This is a genomic window from Brumimicrobium aurantiacum (assembly GCF_003402975.1).
Taxonomy (GTDB): domain Bacteria; phylum Bacteroidota; class Bacteroidia; order Flavobacteriales_D; family Crocinitomicaceae; genus Brumimicrobium; species Brumimicrobium aurantiacum.
This window is the reverse complement of the sequence record NZ_QURB01000001.1, coordinates 439,600-461,372: the sequence shown is the minus strand read 5'-3', so window position 1 is coordinate 461,372 and position 21,773 is coordinate 439,600. Positions and strand designations below refer to the sequence as shown.

Sequence of the window (21,773 nt, the reverse complement as noted above, 5' to 3'; positions counted from 1 at the left end):
TAATTAAAATCGTCCAAAAGACAAGTAATGAAATCACTCATCACAATCACCTCATGCAACCGTCTTCCTGAAGTTCAGAAATACATTTGGGATTATTTAAAATTCGTTAACTCAAATGAATCTTTTCACTTCGTTCTGGCTTTAGATGGTAATGATCAAACTTATATTGATTTTTGTGAAGAATACAATATTCCGTTAATTTACTCCGAAGAACGTGAAGGTGTAGGATTGTCTAAAAACAGAGTGTTGACTCAATTTCCAGATTATGGTTATTACTTTTTTATAGAGGATGATGTTGAGTTGATTAATAGTGAAGTATTTCAAGACTCTATACGAATTCATGAAAGAATAGGGGCACCTCATTTATGCTATCCTCATGGTTGTAAACCCCATAACCAAACCGATATAGATTCATTATCAGTGGATTGGTTTTTGTTTGGAGGGGCGCAGTTTGCTTCTTATACTAGACAAGGTATTCACAAGGTTGGAGGTTTTAATACATTGTTTGCAAAGTATAAGAGATATGGGCATACAGAGCATTCTTATCGTTTCTTTCATCAAGATTTACAGCCATCTCCTTTTATATTTCCATCAGATGCCCAAACCTACTTTTTAGTGCATGATCCTCCTTCAGTTACTATTAAGAAGGTTAATAATGCAAAGTTTTCCCCTAATGGGATTATTATGGATGAGCAAGAAATGATAGATCAAAAAACAACCTATTTTCCACTAGAAACGCTTTCTAAATTCTATTTTAATGATAAATTTTTAGGATACAATAAGGTTGTTGCTCAATTTTTAAAGGACAATCCACAACAATATCCATTATCGACTAGTAAAGCCAGAAAAAAAGCTTTCGGAGAATATTATGCTCTTAAAATCAATAAAACCCAAAACTCTCATTTTAAAAATTTATTTTTGGCATTTAAATCCATGCTCTACGCTCCGATGAATAATGAATTAAAACATAAGGTTAAATATTATTTGAAAAAATGAAAGAAAGTGCATTAATAAGCGTAGTTATACCGTGCTACAACGGAAAAGATTTTATAGTTGAAACAATTAATTCTGTGCTTAAACAGAAATACACCAATTTTGAAATCCTGATTGTCAATGATGGTTCAACAGACAATTCTGTTGAAGTTATTCAATCTATTAGAGATAAACGCATCATATTAATTGATAAAGCGAACACAGGCGTTTCAGATTCCAGAAATTTGGGTTTTAAAAAAGCAAGAGGAGAATTTATTATCTTTTTAGATGCAGACGATCTTCTTTCTACAAATTTCTTTGAAAAAGCAATAGAAAATTTCACTGTAAATAGGAGCGTTGATTATTTAACTTGTGGTATCATTCAGATTGATGAAAAAAGTGAAGCTATTTTAAATGAAAATGTTTTAAGAGGTACTTATGAAAACGTTCAGAATGAAATTGTTTCTTTTCTTCCTAACATAAGCACATGCCCATCAGCTTATATTTATCGTAAAGAGAGTTTAACTCAACACAATATTTATTATAATAAAGCACTTTCAAGTCCTGCAGATCGCTATTTTTTGTTGGAAGTGGGGGCGCATTTGAAAGGTGGTTTTATGATCGAGGCAAAACTAAAATATAGAATTCACCCTAATAGCATGTCACATTTCAAAAGTGAAAAGCTAATTATAGATCAAGAATTTTATTTGCACCACACCTTAAAGCAAAATCTTCTAAAGTCAAAAAACGATATTTCTATTTTTAAACGTAAACTTGCCTATCAATTATTTATTGATTACTTAAAAATGAAACGTTTACCAAAGGCGTTAAAATATGGAGGTAAATACTTAGTATCTTTTTTTTAAATTAAAAAAATTAATTCACTAATAACTGTTTCAATATAATTTTTTTTATTTAAGATGTACAATTACACTTATTAATTTGATGAGGCACTAATCATTTCCTTTTTTGTTATGAATTAAATTTTGGTTTATTATTGAAATCTGGTTTTAATACTACTAAGTTTAAAAGGTATTTGAAATTATTAGCAAGGCTTTCAAATGAAATAGTTGTGGAATTTACAAGACAAGAAGTTAGCGGAGATATTATAGATTGAGAAAGACAGTGAGAGCGATATTCTCTGAACTAAATGTCTAACAGGTTACTAATAAATTTCCTTCTCTTCTCATACTTGACCCTAGCCATTATTGTTTTGACAAAGCTTGAAGGTGTAAGCTAGCAAACGACGAGGAATCTGATTATAATGTGAGAAACAGTATGAAGATAATAACTTTATTGCTTTTACTTATTGCATGATCAAAAATAGACTAAAAGAGAGGCAAGGCTTGGGAATCGTCCTCGTTTGATGCCGTAACACTAAGGGGGTACCCAAATTGCCTTTACGGTCGTATATGCCTTTCGGTTCTTTTCATGCTTCAAAACCAAAACTGACGCAAGGAAGCTGTCCATCATAGTAAACTTCAGGCACTTTACCAATATAAGGATTTATTCCTCACGCTCGCCTGGAGGGATTTCCGAGTATGTCATGCACAAACTAAAATAGGATTATTGTGGGCTATTTTACAACCAGTAGTAACATTATTGATTCTTTCATTGGTTTTTGGTCGTTTTGTTGGAGTAGAAACAGAAGTTCCGCACATTTTATTTACAGTAGCTGGAATGAGTGTGTGGAGTTACTTTTCTTATGTCATGACCAACTCTGGAAGTTCGATAATTGCCAGTCAAAACATGGTGAAAAAGATCTATTTCCCGCGCTTGATTATTCCATTATCTAAAGCAGTAGTAGGTTTTATCGATTTCGGAGTGGCTTTATTGATTATGATTGTCTTGATGATTTACTTTCAAGTGCCACCTTCTGCAAATGTTTGGTTGGCACCAGTATTTATTTTAATTGGAGTGATTGCAGCATTGGCTGTAGGGATTTGGCTAAGCGCATTAACAGTTCGTTACCGAGATTTCCAACACATCGTCCCTTTTATGGTTCAAATAGGTTTATACATTACACCAGTTGCTTACCCAGCTGAGTTTGCAGTTAAGCAACTTCCAGAATGGGCAGTCACTCTTTATTACCTCAACCCAATGGCAGGAGTTGTTCAAGGTTTCCGTTGGTCAATGTTTGGCGGTGATGCTCCAGGTCCTTTGATGTATGTTTCAATTCTTATGATTTTGGTGATATTTGTATCTGGGCTGTTTTACTTTAGGAAAGTAGAAGGAGAAATGGCAGATTATGTTTAGAAATAGTTTAAGTCTTGAAGACTCCCCTCATGCTTGATAGTTTATGAACTTCAGAACACACTCAAAATATTGAACACACCACTAAAAAAATATTGTTAGCTTCTGTTTGTTATTTTAAAAATCACTAATTTCGGAACCATTAGTTTTCCTAATGAATCACATATAATAATTTTCTAACTTTATTGATGAAAAAACATGAGTAACTACCTATATATTTTTGGAACTCTATTCTTTACAGTTTATGGTCAAATTATTTTGAAATGGCGATTATCGAAATTAGAGATTAGCCTACCCGAAGGTATATTAACAAAACTTGTTTATTTAACAAAATTAATACTTGATCCTTTAATATTTTCTGGTTTTGCTTCCGCTTTTATAGCTTCTCTTTTTTGGATGGGAGCAATGACAAAGTTTGAAATAACCACGGCATATCCTTTTATGAGTTTAGCACCTGCATTTGTTTTTATAATAGGAATTCTGTTTTTAGGAGAGACTTTTACTATAGGAAAGATAGCGGGGTTAATTCTAATAATAATTGGTACTATTGTTACTGTAAGGTTTTAATTATTATTTTCGTGATAACCCAACTTTAAATTAAGCATTAGCTATCTGTTAAAATAAATAAATTTTATGATCGAAAACAAAGTTGCAATTCTGCAATCAAACTATATTCCATGGAAGGGCGTCTTTGACATGATAAACATGGTGGATACTTTTGTTTTTTTTGAAGATGTTGATTATACAAAGCGTGATTGGCGTTCTAGAAATAAAATTAAAACACCAAATGGTGCAATCTGGTTATCGGTTCCTGTGGCGAAATCACCTAGAGGAACAAAAATTTCTGATATACAAATATCTCAAAGTGAAGATTGGCAATTGAAGCACTATAAGTCGATTGAATTAAACTATAAGAAAGCTCCTTTTTACGATAAATATAAATATATAATAGAAGATTTTTACTTAGGAAACAAATGGATTAATCTATCTGAAATGAATATTTATTTTACAAAAACAATTTGTGAAATCCTGAATATTCAAACGAAATTTATTAATTCAAAGGATATATCCGTGTCGGGGGCAAAAGATATTCGGTTGATTGAGATATGTAAAGAATTAAAAGCGACTGAATATTTAAGTGGTCCTTCAGCCAAAGATTATATTGATCCTCTTAACTTTGAAAACAATAACATTCAATTATCATATATAAAGTATGAATACCCGGAATATATTCAAATGCATGGCCAATTCAATCATTATATTAGTGTTTTAGATGTGTTGTTTAACTGTGGTGATTCTTCTAGAGAATATATATTAATGGGAGGTAAAGAGTCTATATAATACATTTATTATGAATTTATCAATTGTTTCTACATTATATAAATCAGAAGTCTTTTTAGATGAATTTTTAACTGAAACCATTACCGCGATTAATAGTTTAGATATTTCTGACTTTGAAATTATTTTTGTGAATGACGGTTCTCCTGATAACTCTCTAATATATTTAATAGAAAAGAAAAAAGAAATACCTCAGATAAAAATAATTGATTTGTCCAGAAACTTTGGGCATCATTACGCTATGCAAGTCGGATTACAACAAGCTATCGGAGAGTACGTCTTTTTGATTGACAATGATTTGGAGGTCTCTCCTGATTTTTTAATTGATTGTTTTAAAGAACTATCAGAAGATGCTAGTTTAGATGTTGTTTATGGCTTCCAACAAGAAAGAAAGGGTCGTTTTATTGAAAACATTGGAGGAAGAATGTTCTGGTGGGCAATAAATAAATTTTCAGATGTTAATATACCAAAAAACATTCTAACAGAAAGATTGATGACTAGGAAATATGTAGATAGTTTACTTCTGTTAGGTGATGCTAATTTGTTTTTGGGTGGAATGATGTATTGGGTGGGATATAATCAAAAGAGCCTTCCTGTAGAAAAAAAACAAAGAAAAGGTGAGAGTACATATAGCACAAGGAAAAGAATGGAGTTAATGATTCAAGCAGTTACTTCATTCTCTGGAAAACCATTAGAATATCTATTTTACTCAGGCATTCTTATTACTTTCGGGAGTCTTTTAACGATAGTGTATTATACGGTTAAGAAATTGATATACGGAGATTCTGTTCAATTAGGTTGGACATCATTAATTTCGTTGAATGTTTTGATACTAGGAATTATTTCAACTTTTTTGGGTCTGATAGGAATCTATATCTTTAAGATCTTTAAGCAAGTTCAAAATAGACCGAACGCAATAATTAAAAACATCTATTAGAATGAAAACGTTAGCTATCATTGGTGCAGGAGACTTAGGTTTACAGATTGCTCATTATGCAATCGAGGACAAACATTACAGTAAAGTGGTATTTTTTGATGACTTATCAAAGACTTCGCACATTAAAAGCTTTCAAATATTAGGGGAAACCGCTGATATAATTCAACAGTTTAACTTGGCTGCTTTTGATGAATTGATTATTGGAATTGGATATAAACATTTGAACGCAAGAGAGAGGTTTTTTAATGAATTTAAAGGCATAATTCCTTTTGGAAAAATAATACATTCAACTTCTTGGGTTGACAAATCAGCTCATATTAGTGAGGGTTGTGTTATTTATCCATCATGTTCTATTGATATAAACGTGCATATTGACCAAAATACAATTATTAACAATTCATGTTCAGTAGCCCATGACTCTTATATCGGTAAACATAGTTTTTTGAGCCCTCGTATTGCAATTGCAGGTTTCGTAAAAATAGGTGAGAAATGTATACTAGGAATTAATTCAACTATTATAGATAACATTAATATTGCAGAACAAATTCAAATTGGAGGAGGGACTGTTGTTATAAATGATCTAGAGAAAAAAGGACTTTATGTTGGTAATCCACAAAGGTTTATTAATTAAACAAACTTATTTATTAAAGATAACAATAGTTTATGTCAATCACTAAATCACAACCAAAGGTTTATTTTAAGAATTTAAATGCCATTAGGTTTATCGCGGCATCACTTGTTATAATTCATCATACAGAACAAATTAAAAACATCTTCCACATAGAAAATAATTGGGGAAATCAAGGGGTGGCAATTGTTGGGAAATTAGGTGTCATTTTATTTTTTGTTTTAAGTGGTTTTTTAATTTCTTACCTATTGTTCAAAGAAAAAGACACAATCGGTAATATTGATGTAAAGAAATTCTATGTCAGAAGAATTTTAAGAATATGGCCTTTGTATTTCCTAATAGTTATCATGGCTTTTTTCATCTTTCCTTTTGTTGATGCATTGAGTATTCCAGGTTATGAAAGTCTTGGTTCAAAAGGTAATGTTGTTGAAATGTTTCTTCTATATATCTTTATGATGCCTAATATTGTTTTAACCGTTTATGGTGTGGTGCCATACGCTTCTCAATTATGGTCAATCGGAACCGAAGAGCAGTTCTATTTAATTTGGCCAATCTTAAACAAGAAAATCAATAATAAATGGTTACTTATGTTATCCGTGATCGGGATATATCTTATTATAAAAATTATCCTCAATTTTTCACCAGATAGCTCTTCTATTGAATTATATAGAAAAATATGGAATACTGTTCCAATTGATTGCATGGCTATCGGGGGAGTTTTTGCAATAATTGCTTATAGTCAGAGTGCTATGGTTAAGAAAATTAAAAGTATTTTATTTAATAAAATATTGCAGTGGTGTGTGCTTGCATTAACTATTTACTTTTTAATTATTGGATATGTTTTACCATCTCCTATAGGTTTTTTCCATTATGAATTTTATTCCATCTTATTTGGAGTACTAATTTTAAACTTCGCATGTAATGAAAATCGTATCTTTTCTATGGAAAATTCTATTTTAAACTTTTTAGGTAGAATTTCTTACGGTTTATATATGTTCCATTCTGTATCCATTGTCTTAGCTATTTACTTATGTTCTACATTTGATCAAAGTTCTAATTTTTTATTATATTCAATAATATTTTCATTTACCATTGTTATTGCTTCTTTATCTTACTATCTATTCGAAAATAGATTTATAAAATTAAAAACAAATTATTCACATATACTTAGCGGAGCTAATGCTAAACAGCCTAAATTATGACCCCATTCAACAAACCCTATTTAACGGGAAAAGAAACCCACTACATTTACGAAGCAGTAAATAGCGGTAAAATATCTGGAAATGGCATGTTTACCCAAAGGTGTCAAAATTACTTCGAAGAAAAATATGGTTTCGAGAAGTGTTTACTTACCACCTCGTGTACTGATGCATTGGAAATGAGTGCTATTTTATGTGATATTAAACCAGGTGATGAAGTTATTATACCGTCTTATACTTTTGTTTCAACAGCCTTAGCTTTTGTGCGTCAGGGCGCAAAAATAGTTTTTGCTGACAGTCGAAAAGACAATCCAAACATTGATGAGAATAAGATTGAAGCTCTCATTACCTCAAAAACGAAAGCCATTGTTCCCGTCCATTATGCAGGGGTTGCTTGCGAAATGGATAAAATAATGGAACTTGCGGAGAAATATAAACTTTTCGTTGTTGAAGATGCTGCACAAGCCATTGATAGTTTTTATACTGGAAAGGATGGGGTTAGAAAGTCATTAGGTTCAATTGGCCATTTTGGCTGTTTTTCATTTCATGAAACAAAAAACATACAATGTGGTGAGGGTGGGATGTTAGCTATTAACGATAATCGTTTTTTAAAACGTTCAGAAATCATTTGGGAAAAAGGAACTAACCGCGCTGAGTTTTTCAGAGGCGAAGTCGATAAATATGGATGGGTTGACACTGGGTCTTCTTTCCTTCCTTCTGAAGTTACCGCAGCATTTCTATATGCTCAAGTTGAGAATATCGAAAAAATTCAAAGGAAAAGAAAAGCCATTTGGGAGAAATATTATGAATTATTAAGCCCTATATCAAATTCCAAATTTAGACTTCCAGAGATTCCTGTTTTTGCAACAAATAATGCGCATATGTTTTATTTAATTTTTTCTTCTATTGATGAAAGGTCGAAAGCTATTGAAAAATTAAAATCGAAAAATATCTCTTCTGTTTTCCATTATTTATCTTTACACAGCAGCCCCTATTATATTGAAAAACATGATGGACGAAACCTCCAAGAGGCAGATAAGTTTACTAAATGCTTGTTAAGATTGCCTTTATTTTTCGAGTTGCCAGAAAAAGTACAGGAAGAGCTGTTTCAAACACTAAAATCAATTTAATGAAATTAAAAGCTGTATCTAAAAAATTAAATTATCATTCCACAAAAGTTTATTTGGTTCTTTTTGTATTGATTTTCATTTTTCAATTAGTCAAAGTATTAATATTTAATGACTTTAATTTGTATCAAATTAAAGCTGATGGAAAAGCTTATATAGGTTTAAGTGAAAATTTATTTAGCAAGGGTGTTTATGAATTTAATGGTAGTTATACCTCAAGAATGCCCGGTATCACCATTTTGTATTTACCCATAAGGTATTTTTTTTTACAGCATATCACACTACAGTTTTTGTCAGTTTTTATGTTGTTATTTTATTCTTTTTCAGTTATTTATTTTTCAAAACAGTTATGCGCATTTTTTAATAAGGGAATAGTTTTTTTTATACTTCTTGTCTCTATTTTAGGGCTAACTGATTATATAACATATTGGGGTTTTCCTTTTTATACTGAATCATTGGCTTGTAGCTGTTTATTAATAGGATTTGCATTCTTATTAAAAGCAGAAAAGAAAAGAAAAAATGTATATTATTTCTTATCTGGTGCTTTCATCTGTTGGTTAATTTTTTTACGTCCATTTATGATTGTTATTTGGATACTAATGGCACTTTACATCGTTTACAAATTCCGAAATGAAATAAGAAGTAGGCTAATGTTATCTCTTTTTCTTTTTACTTCAATGTTCATAATTGTTGATTCAATATGGATTATTAGAAATTATAGTATTGAAAATAAATTTACTCCACTACAAGCGTACCCAGATTTTTCAAATCATCTACTGAGCTATAGGGAGTTTTTAAAATCTTTTGGTGGGGATGCTGTTGAATGGAACCCTAACTCTGAAGGACTTTGGTTTCAAAACCAAAAACATTTAAAAGATGGTGGTTTTGAACGGCCTTCTGATGATATATTTCCAGAAAGAATTTTTAATAAATCTTTTACCTTAGATAGTTTGAAAAATTTAAGACAAATTTATTGGGATGCAAACAATGACTCCTTGATACTAAATGAACGGCAATTTAAATCAGATTTATTTATTGAAAAAGTAAAAGATTTTATTGATAATTATAAAAAAGAATCACCTTTCGATTTTTATATTGGCTCTAGATTAACATTATTAAGAAAATTCATTTTTCAACCTTTTACTTATTACTTGAATATGAGGAATGATAGTCCTGTTCAATTCTTAATTAAAGGATTGATTTATATCATTAATGCTTTTGTCATCATTATTGGTTTTTTTAGTTTAATTTTGTTTACAACAAACTCTTTAATTAAACGAAAATTCAAAGCAAAGGATGGTTTGTTGATAATGGTTCCGTTGTTTTTAATTGCGTTATTTCCTGTTTATTATGGTTTTGTTGAGTATAGATTTCTAGTTTTAGGTTTTCCTTTTCTTGCTTATTTTAGTATTCTTCTATTAAGAGAACTTTCTAGACAGAAAAATTAAAGTTGTCCAACTATTGGGGAGTATCATAAATTAATCCAACTCAATTTTCACTATTTGAACTTTATTTTTTTTTTTCGGTAATATTTTCTTTGTTCATTTTTCGTACTTGTTTCAAGTTTTTGAGTAGCTGAATCTTCTGTTTTAATCCCCATTCTTTAGTATAATTGGTTTTTCCTTCTCCTATCTCTTTTTGAGCAACATTTGACCTTCCGCCTACTTGAATGAAATTAACAGCTTTTAAGTACAAATTATGTGCGTGTTCCATTACATTAATATGGATATCCAAAAGTGATTGCTCCCAATCTATGTCTGTTTGTTCGGTCGTTACAATATTACCAGAGTCAATACCTTCATCAATCCACATAATCGTATTTCCTACCAAGTGAAATTGTTTTGTTGCGATACACCAGTTGGTGCAGTTTGGCCCACTTTTAATATAGGGCGATAAGCCAGTGTGTAGGTTTAAAATGCCATGCTTTACAGGTATGGAAAGCATTTCTTTTTTTATAAGTCTTGTTCCTGAAACAATAATCAAATCTGGTTTTAGGTTTCTAGTGAATTGCTCAGCCTCATTAGAATTAATATTCTCAATATCTAAACGTGCAATTTCTGGAAAATTTGAATAATATTTTTGATAGTAGTTTTGCAAACCCCACCATGCCTTATTAATAGACGATAGAAATAGCCTTTCAATAATTGAATGTTTAATTTTTTGAACAGTAATCTTTCGTTGTTGTTTTCTTGTTTCTGTTACAATCCCAACAACATCAAACTGTACAGCCATTTTGCTAGCTAATGCTTTTTGATTAGGTTCGTTTCCCAACCATAGTACTATTTTCATCTGTATCGAATTAGTTTTTTAATTTGCTCTAATTTGTTTGAAATTCTAAGTTTTGTTTTCCACCAGGCTTCATTATATAATTCAATTCTAGAGACTTCAATAAATCTTCTGTGTTGGGGTTAAAAGTGTCTTGTTTTACAGCCAATCCAATAGAATAGCCAACTTTTTTACTTAATTTTTTAATCCTTTCATCAAAACTCCCAATAGGATAAGAAATGGTTGTTGGGAAGTAACCAAGTTCTTCTTTTATTCGATTGCCAGATTCTTGTAATTCTTTTTCAATATCACCTTCATGCTCCATTGTTCCTAGCATGCTATGTGTTACAGAATGGCTTCCAATGTAATGACCTCTTTCTTTCAATGCTCTTACTTCTTCCCAATTCATCATTAATTTAGGAGGTTCCACATCGTTGAATTGTTTTTCAATACTTAAAAGAATTTCCTCTCTTTTTTGGTGTGGTATTGTTTTTAAAAAAGGTTTTAATTGAGCCGCAAACTTTAATTTATCCTCATCGTTTAAAAATGATTTAGATTGAAGTTCTTTAGGTAAAATATCGAAAGGGAGTTCAAGATTTTTTATTTGTGTAGCTTGAAAAGAATGTTCTAATACATGAGTCCACGTTGGAACATTTTTGTCAATACAGTCAGTTACAACATAAAAAGAAGCCTTTACTTTATATTTTTCTAAAATGGGTAGTGCATATTCGAAATTGTCTTTATATCCATCATCAAACATAATGGTTGCAAATTTATTTTTCTTAGAAAGTGCACTTTTGTCTTTTGCCAAATCTTCAAACAAAACCACTTCATATTTTTTTGCAATGTATTGTATACATTTATCGAATAGAGCTAAATCCATGGGGTCCCATAATGGATCACGTTGTGGATGTACACGATGAAATAAAAAGTTACGAATCATAGGGTGCTAAGTTTATTGTATTTCTAATTGACCAAATTTAAAAAACATTTTAATTAAAAGGTTTTCTATTCCAACAAATCCCCATTCATCCCTCATTCCACCCGCTCAATAAAATTGTAGAGAGTACTGCAGTCTTTTCTCTATATTTACGTTTATTCAAATTTTATTTTAATTGAGCACTATGAAGAAAGTTATACTTTTTGGGCTGTCCCTTTTTGCTGGAATGGCATTTGCCCAGCATGATCCAACAGCTGTTGAACAATGTTTATCACATCAATACATTGAATGGCAAGAGGAACAAAATCCTGGTTATGCAGCACATGTTGAGGAGCAGTTTGAAATTGCAAAAAACAGTGCTGCGACAAAAGGTCCTGAAGCTGAATACAAGTTGCCGGTTGTTGTACATGTGGTTTACGATCCGTCAACTCCAGAGCAAAATATTCACGACAGTATAATCTATAATCAAATTGAAACTTTAAATCAAGATTATAATCGATTGAATCCAGATACAGTCAATATGCGTACTGATTTTGCTGATGTAGCTGGTAGTCCAAAAATTGAATTTGTTTTGGCTCAAGTAGATCCAAATGGAAATCCTACCACAGGAATTACAAGGACACAAACATCGCAATATACATTTGGTGATATCGGATTGTTTACTGGTGATTTTTCGAGCTTAGAAGAAGTGAAGTCAACCGCTGATGGCGGAATCGATCCGTGGGACCAAAGTCGTTACATTAATATTTGGGTGTGTAATATGGAGATTTCAGGCTTCACATTGTTATTGGGGTATGCAACGCCACCTTCGAATTTATCTAATTGGCCTGCAGGTGGAGTTGGAAATTTAGGTGATGGTGTGGTTGTACAATATCAAGCCTTTGGAGCCAATAATCCTAATGATTTATTGTTAGGACCTGGAAATAATCATGAGGTGTTAGGGAGAACATTGTCTCATGAGGTTGGACATTATTTAGGGTTGCGTCATATTTGGGGTGATGGTGATTGTTCTAGTCAAGATGGAATTGATGATACACCAAATGCAACAGATCAATCAGATGGGTGCGATACCACAATGAATAGTTGTGTGGATGTAATCAACGGTGTTGATTTGCCAGATATGTTAGAAAACTATATGGATTATTCTGATGAAACTTGTCAGAATTCATTTACGAAAGGTCAGGTAGCCTTGATGCATGGTGTATTGGAAAACCAGCGTTATGACTTGGCTTACAATAATCCTGCATCAGTTATTAAAGAGGAGTTAAGCGCTTCGATTTATCCCAATCCTACACGCAGTACATTGCATGTGGAAATAGACAATGGTCAAATTGAAAAGGTTGAGGTGTTTAACACGCAAGGTCAGGTTTTATTGACCGATGAAGGAGGAAATCAGTTCGTAAAACTTAATGTTGAAGGATTGAATAATGGAGTTTACTTTGTAAAGGTGAATAATAATGCCGGAATTACAACAGTTCAAAAATTCATTAAGCATTAGATTTTAGGAGCTGGCTTAGTCGAAATAAACTTGGTTAAATATTTGAAAGTGGAGTGAGCTTAGTTCTTTACTCCACTTTTTGATTTTCTATTTGGAGAAAGAGGCAGCCTGTTTATGAAAGACAAAGAAACTTCTCTAATAAATGGTTAAGGGATAAAATGATTTGGCATGTGAAAAGCAGTTTTATTTCTGAAGAGAAAGAAAAGTTAATATGAATATAATCATTAGATTTTTAACAATCTGAGATTTAATTCCTAACTTTACCTGCTTAATTCCTTGTTTTATAGACTTAATACCATGATCAATATACTTGTGACAGGAGGAGCGGGTTTTATTCCTAGCTGCCTAACAGATAAACTTGCAGAAAATCCAAACTACAATATCGTAGCAGTGGATAATTTTTTGACAGGTCATCCATTGAAGATTACCAAAAGCCAATACGATAATTATCAGTTTATTGAGGGCGATTGTAATAATTACGAGCAAATGAAAGCGATTTTCGATGCTACGAAATTTGATTATGTTTTTCATTATGCTGCTGTGGTTGGAGTGAAGCGAACTACCGATCATCCCTTGTCAGTATTGGAAGACATCGAAGGCTTGAATCACATCTTTAAATTGAGTGCTGAAACAAAGGTTAAAAGAATATTCTTCTCTTCTTCATCAGAAGTGTATGGGGAACCTGTTGAGTTGCCACAACGTGAATTAACAACTCCATTGAACTCGAAATTACCTTATGCAATTGTAAAGAATCTTGGTGAGGCTTACTGCCGATCTTATTTTCAAGCCTATAATTTAGAGTATACTATTTTCCGATTCTTTAATACTTATGGTCCAAAGCAAAGTCCAGATTTTGTAATGAGTAAGTTTATTAAGCAAGCTTTGAGTCATAAGGATATTACAATATATGGAGATGGTTCACAAACGAGAACTTTCTGTCATGTAGATGATAATATCGATGCTTGTATCACCGCTTTTGAGGAAAATAAATTCATTAATGACGTGGTAAATGTCGGGAACGACAAGGAGACAACGATTCTTGATTTGGCGAAGTCTGTGATCAAACAAACAGAGTCAAAGTCTAAAATTGTATTTCTACCACCATTAAAAGAGGGGGATATGACGCGAAGACAACCTTGTGCTGAAAATGTAAGAAGTTTGTTGAATCGAGAATTCCTTTCACTAGATGAAGGGATGAAAAGAGTTATTGCCTCACCTTTGTATCGAGAATTAAACAATTTGTAGTCTGTCTTTGACTTAAACTCTTTTAAGGCGTGTAAATTTATTAAGGTAAGTTTGCTGTTTTTTTAATGTGCCTGGTTCTATGTAGAACTTGATAATATACGCATAGCGTATTGTAGGTGTAATTTGGTTTACAGAGTATACTATTATTTTACTAACTTTGATCCTTCGTATTTTGAATTATTCAAAGTATAGAGAAGTAATTTTCTGAACTATTTTCACCCTTTGCTGTTGTTTTTGTATGGCAGATTTTAAAATAAAAGACTTAGCGATCCTTACAGGGATAAAAGCGCATACAATTCGTATGTGGGAAAAGCGCTATGGGCTTTTAGAGCCAGAACGTACTTCAACAAAAATCAGGAGTTATTGTGATCAAGATTTGGTAAGGTTACTCAATGTGGCGATTTTATACGAAAATGGGGTGAAGATTTCACATATTGCTCAACTTTCTGAAGCAGAGATAATTGAAAAGGTCAAGAAAATTTATGATGTTGATGGATCGAGCAGTGCTGTGGTGAGTCTGTTGGTGCAATCGATGATTAATGTAGATTGTCAATCTTTTGAAAGGATATTGAACAAGGCCATTACAAAGGAAGGTTTTGAAACAGTGTATAGAAATTATATGATTACCTTTCTTGAAAGGATTGGTGTTTTGTGGATGGTAGGAACAATTAGTCCGCTTCAAGAACATTTCGTTTCAAATATCATTCGTCAGAAATTAATTGTAGAGATTGATCGTTTGCCAATGGTGAAGAAGCGCAGGGTAGATGCTGTATTGTTTACTCCTGAAGGTGAATTTCATGAAATAAGTTTGCTGTTTTACCAATATATTTTGAAAAAGAGAGGTTTTCGAACGCTATACCTCGGGGTAAGTTTGCCTATTACTAATTTAAAAAACCACCTTTCTATTATTCATCCAAAAAACATCGTCGTCTCTTTGGTTTCTGGAATGTCAAAAGATCAATACCGCTCTTTCATAGATCAATTATTGGTTGAAGTTAACCTTCCTTCTTTTCTGGGAGGTTCCATTGTTGATAAGTTTGGATTGCCAGAACACGATATTATTTTCCCTGTAAAAGATTGGATTGGGGAATAAATGCCACATGTAGTGTGTGTTTATCTCCTCGTTTTGATTCTTTGTGTAATCTATACTCCCCAGATTGATGCTTTTTTTCTACTTTAAAGCCTAATGTTTCTTAGTGTTGTTGCATGTTTTATGTAAAAAGCATACATTTGGCACAGTTTTGTTTAATAAATATTGTAGAAAACTAAACAAAATAGAAAATGTCAACATTAGAATTCAATAATACATTAACATCAATGGAGTCGTATTTATTGGCTTTTGCGATGAACTACACAAAAAACATGGAGGATGCGAAAGATTTAACGCAGGAAACGATGTTAAAGGCGATAAGATATAAAGATTATTACAAGCCAAAAACAAATTTTAAAGCGTGGATTTTTACGATTATGAAGAACACTTTCATTAATCAATACAGAAGAAAAGTTCGTTCTAAAACAATCTTTGATAATTCAACAGATTTATTTTTGCTAAATAATTCAACAGAAAACAGAGATTCTCCGTATAATTACATGACAGATAATGAGGTGAATGCACAATTGGATAAATTGAGTAGCGAATATAAAGAGCCATTCGAGCTTCATTATTTAGGGTATAAATACAAAGAAATCGCTGAAAAACTTGATATTCCATTGGGAACAGTGAAGAGTCGAATTTTTATTGCCCGTAAACAGTTAATGGATTTACTACCAGATTATAAACACTACAATAATTAATGAATCAACGCAAGGTAACCGTTATAGGAAGTGGAGTTGCAGGATTGTCTGCAGCGAGTTATTTGGCCAAAGAAGGTCATGAAGTTACAGTCATTGAGAAGAACCCCTCCATTGGTGGTCGTGCTCGAAAGTTTAATTCAGAGGGTTTTACTTTCGATATGGGGCCGAGTTGGTATTGGATGCCAGAAGTTTTTGAAAAGTTTTACAATCACTTCGGTTTTACAACTCAAGACTTTTATCGACTGCAACGTTTAGATCCTAGTTACCGTGTGTATTGGAAAGATGATTCGCATGATGATGTGCCGGCCAACATAGATGATTTTTATGCTTGGTTTGAAGCTTTAGAACCGGGGTCTTCAAAAAAATTAGATCAGTTTTTAAAAGAAGCAGCGTATAAATACGATGTAGGAATGAATGATTTGGTGCATAAACCAAGTTTGAAAATTACAGAGTTTGCGGATATGCGAATTGTAAAAGGAACTTTGAAGCTTCATCTGTTTTCATCATTTACAAAATATATCAAGACCTATTTTTCGCATCCGAAAATCATAGAATTGCTTGAATTCCCTATTTTGTTTTTGGGCGCGATGCCAAAAGATACTCCTGCCTTGTATTCTTTAATGAATTATGCGGATATCAAATTGGGAACTTGGTATCCAATGGGAGGAATGCATAAAATCATCGAAGCTTTTGCGACGATTGCACAAAATGAAGGAGTGAAAATTATCACTGACTGTGAAGCGAAAACTTTCAATTATCAGGATGGAAAAATTCAATCCGTTAATACAACAAAAGGTGATTTCGAAACAGATATCGTCGTTTCAGGAGCAGATTACCATCATACAGATCGTATGTTGGCTAAAGGAAAGTCAAATTATACCGAAAAGTACTGGGATAAACGTTTGATGGCGCCCTCATCATTGCTGTTTTATCTTGGAGTTGACAAAAAAATTGACGACCTTTTGCATCATAATCTGTTTTTTGATGAAGATTTTAGTGACCATGCAGAGGAAATTTACAAAGATCCTCAGTGGCCCTCTAAGCCATTGTTTTATGCATGTTGTCCTTCCAAAACGGACGATTCCGTTGCGCCTGAGGGAATGGAGAATTTGTTTTTATTAATTCCTATTGCACCAGACTTGGAAGACTCTGAAACTTTACGTGAGCAATATTTTGACATTATATTGCAGCGCTTGGAAGAGAAGACAAATACTGAAATCAAATCGCATATTGTTTATAAAAGAAGTTATTGCTTAACTGACTTTAAAGAAGATTATCATGCGTTTAAAGGGAATGCGTACGGATTAGCAAACACACTTCGACAAACTGCTTTCTTGAAACCTCGCATCATAAATAAGAAGATTAAAAACCTTTTTTATACAGGCCAATTAACAACTCCAGGACCAGGTGTTCCGCCGAGTATTATTTCGGGGAAGGTTGTGGCCGAAGAAATAAATAAAAGACTACTTACTAACAAACTATAGATGAAATTAATATTTGATAAGCTTTCTAACGACATGAGTAAATGTGCAACCAGGATGTACAGTACCAGCTTTTCGTTAGGAATAAGATTTTTAAGTAAAGATATTCAACAGCCGATTTATAATATTTATGGTTTTGTAAGGCTGGCAGATGAAATTGTTGATTCATTTCATGATTATGAGAAAGAAGAACTGCTTAAGGAATTTAGAAAAGATACCGAATTGGCCATTGAACGAAGAATTTCGCTTAACCCAATTTTAAACTCCTTTCAAGAAACAGTTCATCAATATAATATTACACCAGATTTGATAGCGTGTTTTTTGAATAGCATGGAAATGGATTTGGATAAATCAACTTACAATCAAGACGATTACGAACAGTATATTTTAGGTTCTGCTGAAGTTGTTGGTTTAATGTGTTTAAAGGTGTTTCTAAAAGGAGACGAGACAGAATACCAAAGATTAAAACCTGAAGCGATGAGTTTGGGATCTGCTTTTCAAAAAATTAATTTCCTAAGAGACTTACAAGCGGATTATAAAGAGCTTGATCGTTCATATTTCCCAAATGTTGATATGACAAGGTTTGACGATAAAACAAAAAAGGAAATTGAAAAAGACATTGAAATCGACTTCAAAAAAGGGCTTAATGGAATAAAAAAACTACCAAAATCGGCACGTTTTGGAACATATATGGCATATATCTATTATTATAAGTTATTTTCAAAAATTAAAAACGCAAAAGCTGATATTATATTAAACGAAAGGGTGAGGATTTCTAATAAAAGAAAATTCATGCTGATGTTTTCTTCGCTAATGCGTCACAAATTGAATTGGATATAGAAATGGAAGAAACAGGAACGAAAGAGGTGGTGCTCGTAGATGAAAATGACCGCGTTTTAGGTACAATGGAAAAACTGAAAGCACACCAAGATGGACTTTTGCATCGTGCTTTTTCTGTCGTTATTTTCAATGATAAAAATGAAATGTTAATCCATAAAAGGGCCAGTGATAAATACCATTGTGGAGGGTTATGGACAAATACCTGTTGTTCTCATCCACGCCTTGAGGAAACAGTTAAAGAAGGTGCTTTAAGAAGAATGAACGAGGAAATGGGATTCACCACTTCAATTCATTATATTGGTCAATTCATTTATAAAACTGCTTTTGAAAACGGACTAACAGAACATGAATTAGATCATCTTTTTGTAGGAAGGTTTAATGGAGAGCCCAAACCTAATCCAGAAGAAGTTGAGGATTTTCGCTACGTTACCATTGATGAATTGAAGGCAGATATTGAAAAGCATCCTGAAAATTACACCGTTTGGTTTAAGGAAATTGTAGATAAATATTTAACAGAATTATTGGCGTATGGTTAAAATAGGACGAAGAACAACATTTAATTCCGCTCATCGATTACACAATGATAAGTGGTCTGATGAAAAAAATCAAAAGGTTTTTGGAAAATGTAACTCACCTAATTATCATGGTCATAACTACACACTAGAAACTTGGGTTGAAGGAGAAATTGATCCTGAAACAGGTTTTTTAATTGATCTTGCCGACCTAAAACAAATCATCAAAGAGGAAATTGAAGAAGAATTTGATCATCGAAATCTCAATTTGGATGTTCCAGCATTTAAAGACTTAAATCCTACAGCAGAAAATATAGCAAAAGTGATTTATCAAAAATTAAAGCCGAGACTTCAGGGTTTTAAACTGACGGTTAGATTGTCTGAAACACAAAATAATATGGTCGAATATTCAGAATAAGCGATTTACCGAAATTTATTTTACATTATGAAAACTTTTTTAATAGAGGAGCTTAACGATCTCGACAAACGATATAGAACGAATTTGATTAATTGTTTGAGCGGAGTAAAAAGCTTGAATTTGATAGGAACTAAAAATAATCATGGACAAAGTAATCTTGCTATTTTTAATTCTGTAGTTCATATTGGGGCGCATCCTCCGTTAATGGGCTTCATTCATCGGCCGACATCTGTTGAGCGACATACTTTTGAAAATATCAATGAGACTTCCTTTTTTACAATTAATTCGGTAACGGCAGCTATCCACAAGCAAGCCCATCAAACTGGAGCTCGATATGAAAAAAGTGAAAGTGAATTTGATGAGGTTTCTTTAACTGAAGAGTATTTTGACGGTTTTGAAGCTCCTTTTGTTCAAGAATCACCTTTGAAAATTGGATTAGAATTGGCGGATATTATTCCAATTCCGCTAAACAATACGAAATTGATTATTGGTAGAATTAAAATGCTGACCTTAGATGAAAAACACCTTCGCAATGATGGGTTTTTATCACTTTCTGATCAGGGTATTGTGGGTGGAACAGGTTTAGATAGTTATTTATCTACCCAAGAAATTGGAAGGTATAGTTATGCAAAACCCGACTCTCCATTGGATGATATTAAGTAAATCAAGCTTTGTAGTATTAAGAGGAATTCGCTTTATAAATATAACTTTTAAGCAGTGAAAAAGATGACGATTTTTTGGCACAGACGAGATTTAAGGTTGGAGGACAATGCTGGGCTTTTCGCGGCTCTGAGAAAAGAGGACAATGTTCAGCCCATTTTTATTTTTGACAAAAACATTCTTGAAGATTTAAATAAGAATGATCAAAGGGTTTTGTTTATTCATCAATATATTCAGAAGTTAAAAGATGAATACCAAAATCATGGAGCTGACTTATGGGTGTTTTATGGAACTCCAATAGAGGTTTTTCAAAAGCTGATTAAAGATTGTACAATGGAAAAGGTTTACACCAATCGAGATTATGAACCTTATGCAAAATCGCGCGATGAGCAAATTCAAAAATTGCTGTCCAATAATGGAATTCAATTGAAAACACTGAAAGACCATGTCATCATGGAAGGCAATGAAGTATTGAAAAGTGATGACACGCCTTATCGTGTTTTTACTCCCTATATGAGACAATGGAAGAAGGAGGTGACGGCTTTTCATTTGAAGTCTTATCCAGTTAAAAAGTACTTGGATAATTTGCATCAATCAGAAGAACCAACAGCGTTAATTTCTCTGCAAGCAATGGGTTTTTCAGAAGAACAAACACAAGATTTCCCTCCAATTCAGGCAAGTGATTCCATTATTAAGGATTATGAAAAAACACGAGATATTCCATCAATTAAAGGAACAACAAGGATGAGTGTTCATTTGCGTTTTGGAACAATTTCGATTCGTGAACTAATGCGTCAAGCCCAAAAAAACGAAAAGTATTACAATGAATTGATTTGGAGAGATTTTTATCAGATGATTTTGTATCACTTTCCTAAAACAGTTGATCAATCTTTTAAACCACAATATGACGATATTCCTTGGGAGAACAAAGAATCGTATTTTAAAGCTTGGTGTGAAGGTAAAACTGGTTATCCAATTGTAGATGCAGGAATGAGGGAGTTGAATAATACTGGTTTTATGCACAATCGTGTACGAATGATTGTCGCGAGTTTTTTAACCAAACATTTAATGACCGATTGGCGATTGGGTGAAGCCTATTTCGCTGAGAAATTATTGGACTATGAAATGGCAAGTAATGTTGGTGGTTGGCAATGGGCGGCTTCATCAGGCGTAGATGCTCAACCTTATTTCCGTGTTTTTAATCCAACAAGTCAACAAGAAAAGTTTGATTCTGAATTTAAATACATTAAAAAATGGGTGCCGGAATACGGGACAGATAAATATCCTGAGCCAATTGTAGAACACAAAAAAGCACGCGAACATGCCATTGCTGTTTTTAAGGAAGCTTTAGCTTAACCCATCTTACTTTTAAAGAAAGCTTTAATTCTTTTGCGGAATGTGATTCCTAAGATGGCCAACAAAATATAAGGTGAAGCCATGATGTAAAGAATCGCTGAATTGATATTGTTTCCGTTGTTGTTGTCAAGAATACTGTCGTCAATCGAATCTCCACTTTGTTCTGCCAATAATTTACATTGAGAACATTGTGCTTCTACATCTCCGTTGAAGAAAAAAATAAAAGCAACTAATAATAGGATATATGGAAGCCATTTTTTCATGTTACAAAGATAGATGAAAAGCAATTCAAAGCCTAAATTATTTAGTT

General features: G+C 32.7%; 22 protein-coding genes and 1 pseudogene. 20 read left to right on the top strand and 3 right to left on the bottom strand.

Annotated elements, in window-relative coordinates:
- Positions 1-27: 27 nt before the first annotated feature.
- The 10 genes and pseudogenes from DXU93_RS02055 to DXU93_RS02010 all read left to right on the top strand — a co-directional run bounded on the left by DXU93_RS02055 (position 28) and on the right by DXU93_RS02010 (position 9,902).
- Entirely contained in the window at positions 28-996 is a 969-nt protein-coding gene (locus DXU93_RS02055; RefSeq protein WP_116879577.1) for a hypothetical protein, read from the top strand.
- Entirely contained in the window at positions 993-1,838 is an 846-nt protein-coding gene (locus tag DXU93_RS02050) for a glycosyltransferase family 2 protein (RefSeq protein ID WP_116879576.1), read from the top strand. The genes DXU93_RS02055 and DXU93_RS02050 overlap by 4 nt, the downstream gene beginning before the upstream one ends.
- Positions 1,839-2,490: 652 nt before the next feature.
- Positions 2,491-3,228: pseudogene (locus tag DXU93_RS02045) on the top strand (ABC transporter permease); the annotation flags it as partial.
- Positions 3,229-3,423: 195 nt separating this feature from the next.
- A complete protein-coding gene (locus DXU93_RS02040) occupies positions 3,424-3,792 on the top strand; it encodes an EamA family transporter (RefSeq protein WP_116879575.1) in 369 nt (122 codons plus the stop codon).
- Between the two features lie 66 nt (positions 3,793-3,858).
- Positions 3,859-4,566: a WbqC family protein gene (locus tag DXU93_RS02035; protein ID WP_116879574.1), complete on the top strand. Its 708-nt coding sequence runs from the start codon at positions 3,859-3,861 to the stop codon at positions 4,564-4,566.
- Between the two features lie 10 nt (positions 4,567-4,576).
- Positions 4,577-5,500 carry a glycosyltransferase family 2 protein gene (locus DXU93_RS02030; RefSeq protein WP_116879573.1) on the top strand — a complete coding sequence of 308 codons (924 nt, stop codon included), beginning with the start codon at positions 4,577-4,579 and terminating at the stop codon, positions 5,498-5,500.
- Between the two features lies 1 nt (position 5,501).
- Positions 5,502-6,131, top strand: a complete 630-nt coding sequence (locus tag DXU93_RS02025) for an acetyltransferase (protein ID WP_116879572.1) — start codon at positions 5,502-5,504, stop codon at positions 6,129-6,131.
- A gap of 32 nt (positions 6,132-6,163) precedes the next feature.
- The gene (locus tag DXU93_RS02020) at positions 6,164-7,330 is read left to right on the top strand and encodes an acyltransferase family protein (protein WP_116879571.1); all 1,167 of its coding nucleotides are present in this window, start codon (positions 6,164-6,166) and stop codon (positions 7,328-7,330) included.
- Positions 7,327-8,457 carry a dTDP-4-amino-4,6-dideoxygalactose transaminase gene (gene rffA, locus DXU93_RS02015; RefSeq protein ID WP_116879570.1) on the top strand — a complete coding sequence of 377 codons (1,131 nt, stop codon included), beginning with the start codon at positions 7,327-7,329 and terminating at the stop codon, positions 8,455-8,457. The genes DXU93_RS02020 and rffA overlap by 4 nt, the downstream gene beginning before the upstream one ends.
- The gene (locus tag DXU93_RS02010) at positions 8,457-9,902 is read left to right on the top strand and encodes a glycosyltransferase family protein (protein ID WP_123776019.1); all 1,446 of its coding nucleotides are present in this window, start codon (positions 8,457-8,459) and stop codon (positions 9,900-9,902) included. Before rffA ends, DXU93_RS02010 begins: the two co-directional genes overlap by 1 nt.
- Positions 9,903-9,963: 61 nt before the next feature.
- On the opposite strand, the gene DXU93_RS02005 is transcribed toward DXU93_RS02010, so the two are convergent.
- Complete coding sequence (locus DXU93_RS02005; protein ID WP_116879568.1) at positions 9,964-10,743, bottom strand: formyltransferase family protein; 780 nt, start codon at positions 10,741-10,743, stop codon at positions 9,964-9,966.
- A 28-nt stretch (positions 10,744-10,771) separates the two neighbouring features.
- Positions 10,772-11,662, bottom strand: a complete 891-nt coding sequence (locus DXU93_RS02000; RefSeq protein ID WP_116879567.1) for a polysaccharide deacetylase family protein — start codon at positions 11,660-11,662, stop codon at positions 10,772-10,774.
- A 181-nt stretch (positions 11,663-11,843) separates the two neighbouring features.
- Here DXU93_RS02000 and DXU93_RS01995 point away from each other — a divergent pair, with 181 nt between their 5' ends.
- The 10 genes from DXU93_RS01995 to DXU93_RS01950 all read left to right on the top strand — a co-directional run bounded on the left by DXU93_RS01995 (position 11,844) and on the right by DXU93_RS01950 (position 21,463).
- Positions 11,844-13,157 (top strand): M43 family zinc metalloprotease, encoded by a 1,314-nt coding sequence (locus tag DXU93_RS01995; protein WP_116879566.1) that lies wholly within the window; start codon positions 11,844-11,846, stop codon positions 13,155-13,157.
- A gap of 297 nt (positions 13,158-13,454) precedes the next feature.
- Positions 13,455-14,402, top strand: coding sequence for an NAD-dependent epimerase/dehydratase family protein (locus DXU93_RS01990; protein WP_116879565.1), 948 nt, complete (start codon positions 13,455-13,457; stop codon positions 14,400-14,402).
- Between the two features lie 238 nt (positions 14,403-14,640).
- Positions 14,641-15,495 (top strand): MerR family transcriptional regulator, encoded by an 855-nt coding sequence (locus DXU93_RS01985; RefSeq protein WP_116879564.1) that lies wholly within the window; start codon positions 14,641-14,643, stop codon positions 15,493-15,495.
- A 188-nt stretch (positions 15,496-15,683) separates the two neighbouring features.
- Positions 15,684-16,196 carry an RNA polymerase sigma factor gene (locus DXU93_RS01980; protein ID WP_116879563.1) on the top strand — a complete coding sequence of 171 codons (513 nt, stop codon included), beginning with the start codon at positions 15,684-15,686 and terminating at the stop codon, positions 16,194-16,196.
- Entirely contained in the window at positions 16,196-17,680 is a 1,485-nt protein-coding gene (locus DXU93_RS01975; protein ID WP_116879562.1) for a phytoene desaturase family protein, read from the top strand. Before DXU93_RS01980 ends, DXU93_RS01975 begins: the two co-directional genes overlap by 1 nt.
- On the top strand, positions 17,681-18,517 hold the full coding sequence (locus tag DXU93_RS01970; protein ID WP_116879561.1) for a phytoene/squalene synthase family protein: 837 nt from the start codon (positions 17,681-17,683) through the stop codon (positions 18,515-18,517).
- Positions 18,518-18,519: 2 nt separating this feature from the next.
- A complete protein-coding gene (gene idi / locus DXU93_RS01965) occupies positions 18,520-19,053 on the top strand; it encodes an isopentenyl-diphosphate Delta-isomerase (RefSeq protein WP_116879560.1) in 534 nt (177 codons plus the stop codon).
- On the top strand, positions 19,046-19,447 hold the full coding sequence (locus DXU93_RS01960; protein ID WP_116879559.1) for a 6-pyruvoyl trahydropterin synthase family protein: 402 nt from the start codon (positions 19,046-19,048) through the stop codon (positions 19,445-19,447). The genes idi and DXU93_RS01960 overlap by 8 nt, the downstream gene beginning before the upstream one ends.
- A gap of 27 nt (positions 19,448-19,474) precedes the next feature.
- Positions 19,475-20,110, top strand: a complete 636-nt coding sequence (locus DXU93_RS01955) for a flavin reductase family protein (RefSeq protein WP_116879558.1) — start codon at positions 19,475-19,477, stop codon at positions 20,108-20,110.
- A gap of 63 nt (positions 20,111-20,173) precedes the next feature.
- A complete protein-coding gene (locus DXU93_RS01950) occupies positions 20,174-21,463 on the top strand; it encodes a cryptochrome/photolyase family protein (protein ID WP_116879557.1) in 1,290 nt (429 codons plus the stop codon).
- Here DXU93_RS01950 and DXU93_RS01945 read toward each other — a convergent pair.
- Positions 21,460-21,726 carry a hypothetical protein gene (locus DXU93_RS01945; RefSeq protein ID WP_116879556.1) on the bottom strand — a complete coding sequence of 89 codons (267 nt, stop codon included), beginning with the start codon at positions 21,724-21,726 and terminating at the stop codon, positions 21,460-21,462. The genes DXU93_RS01950 and DXU93_RS01945 overlap by 4 nt on opposite strands.
- Positions 21,727-21,773 lie beyond the last annotated feature (47 nt).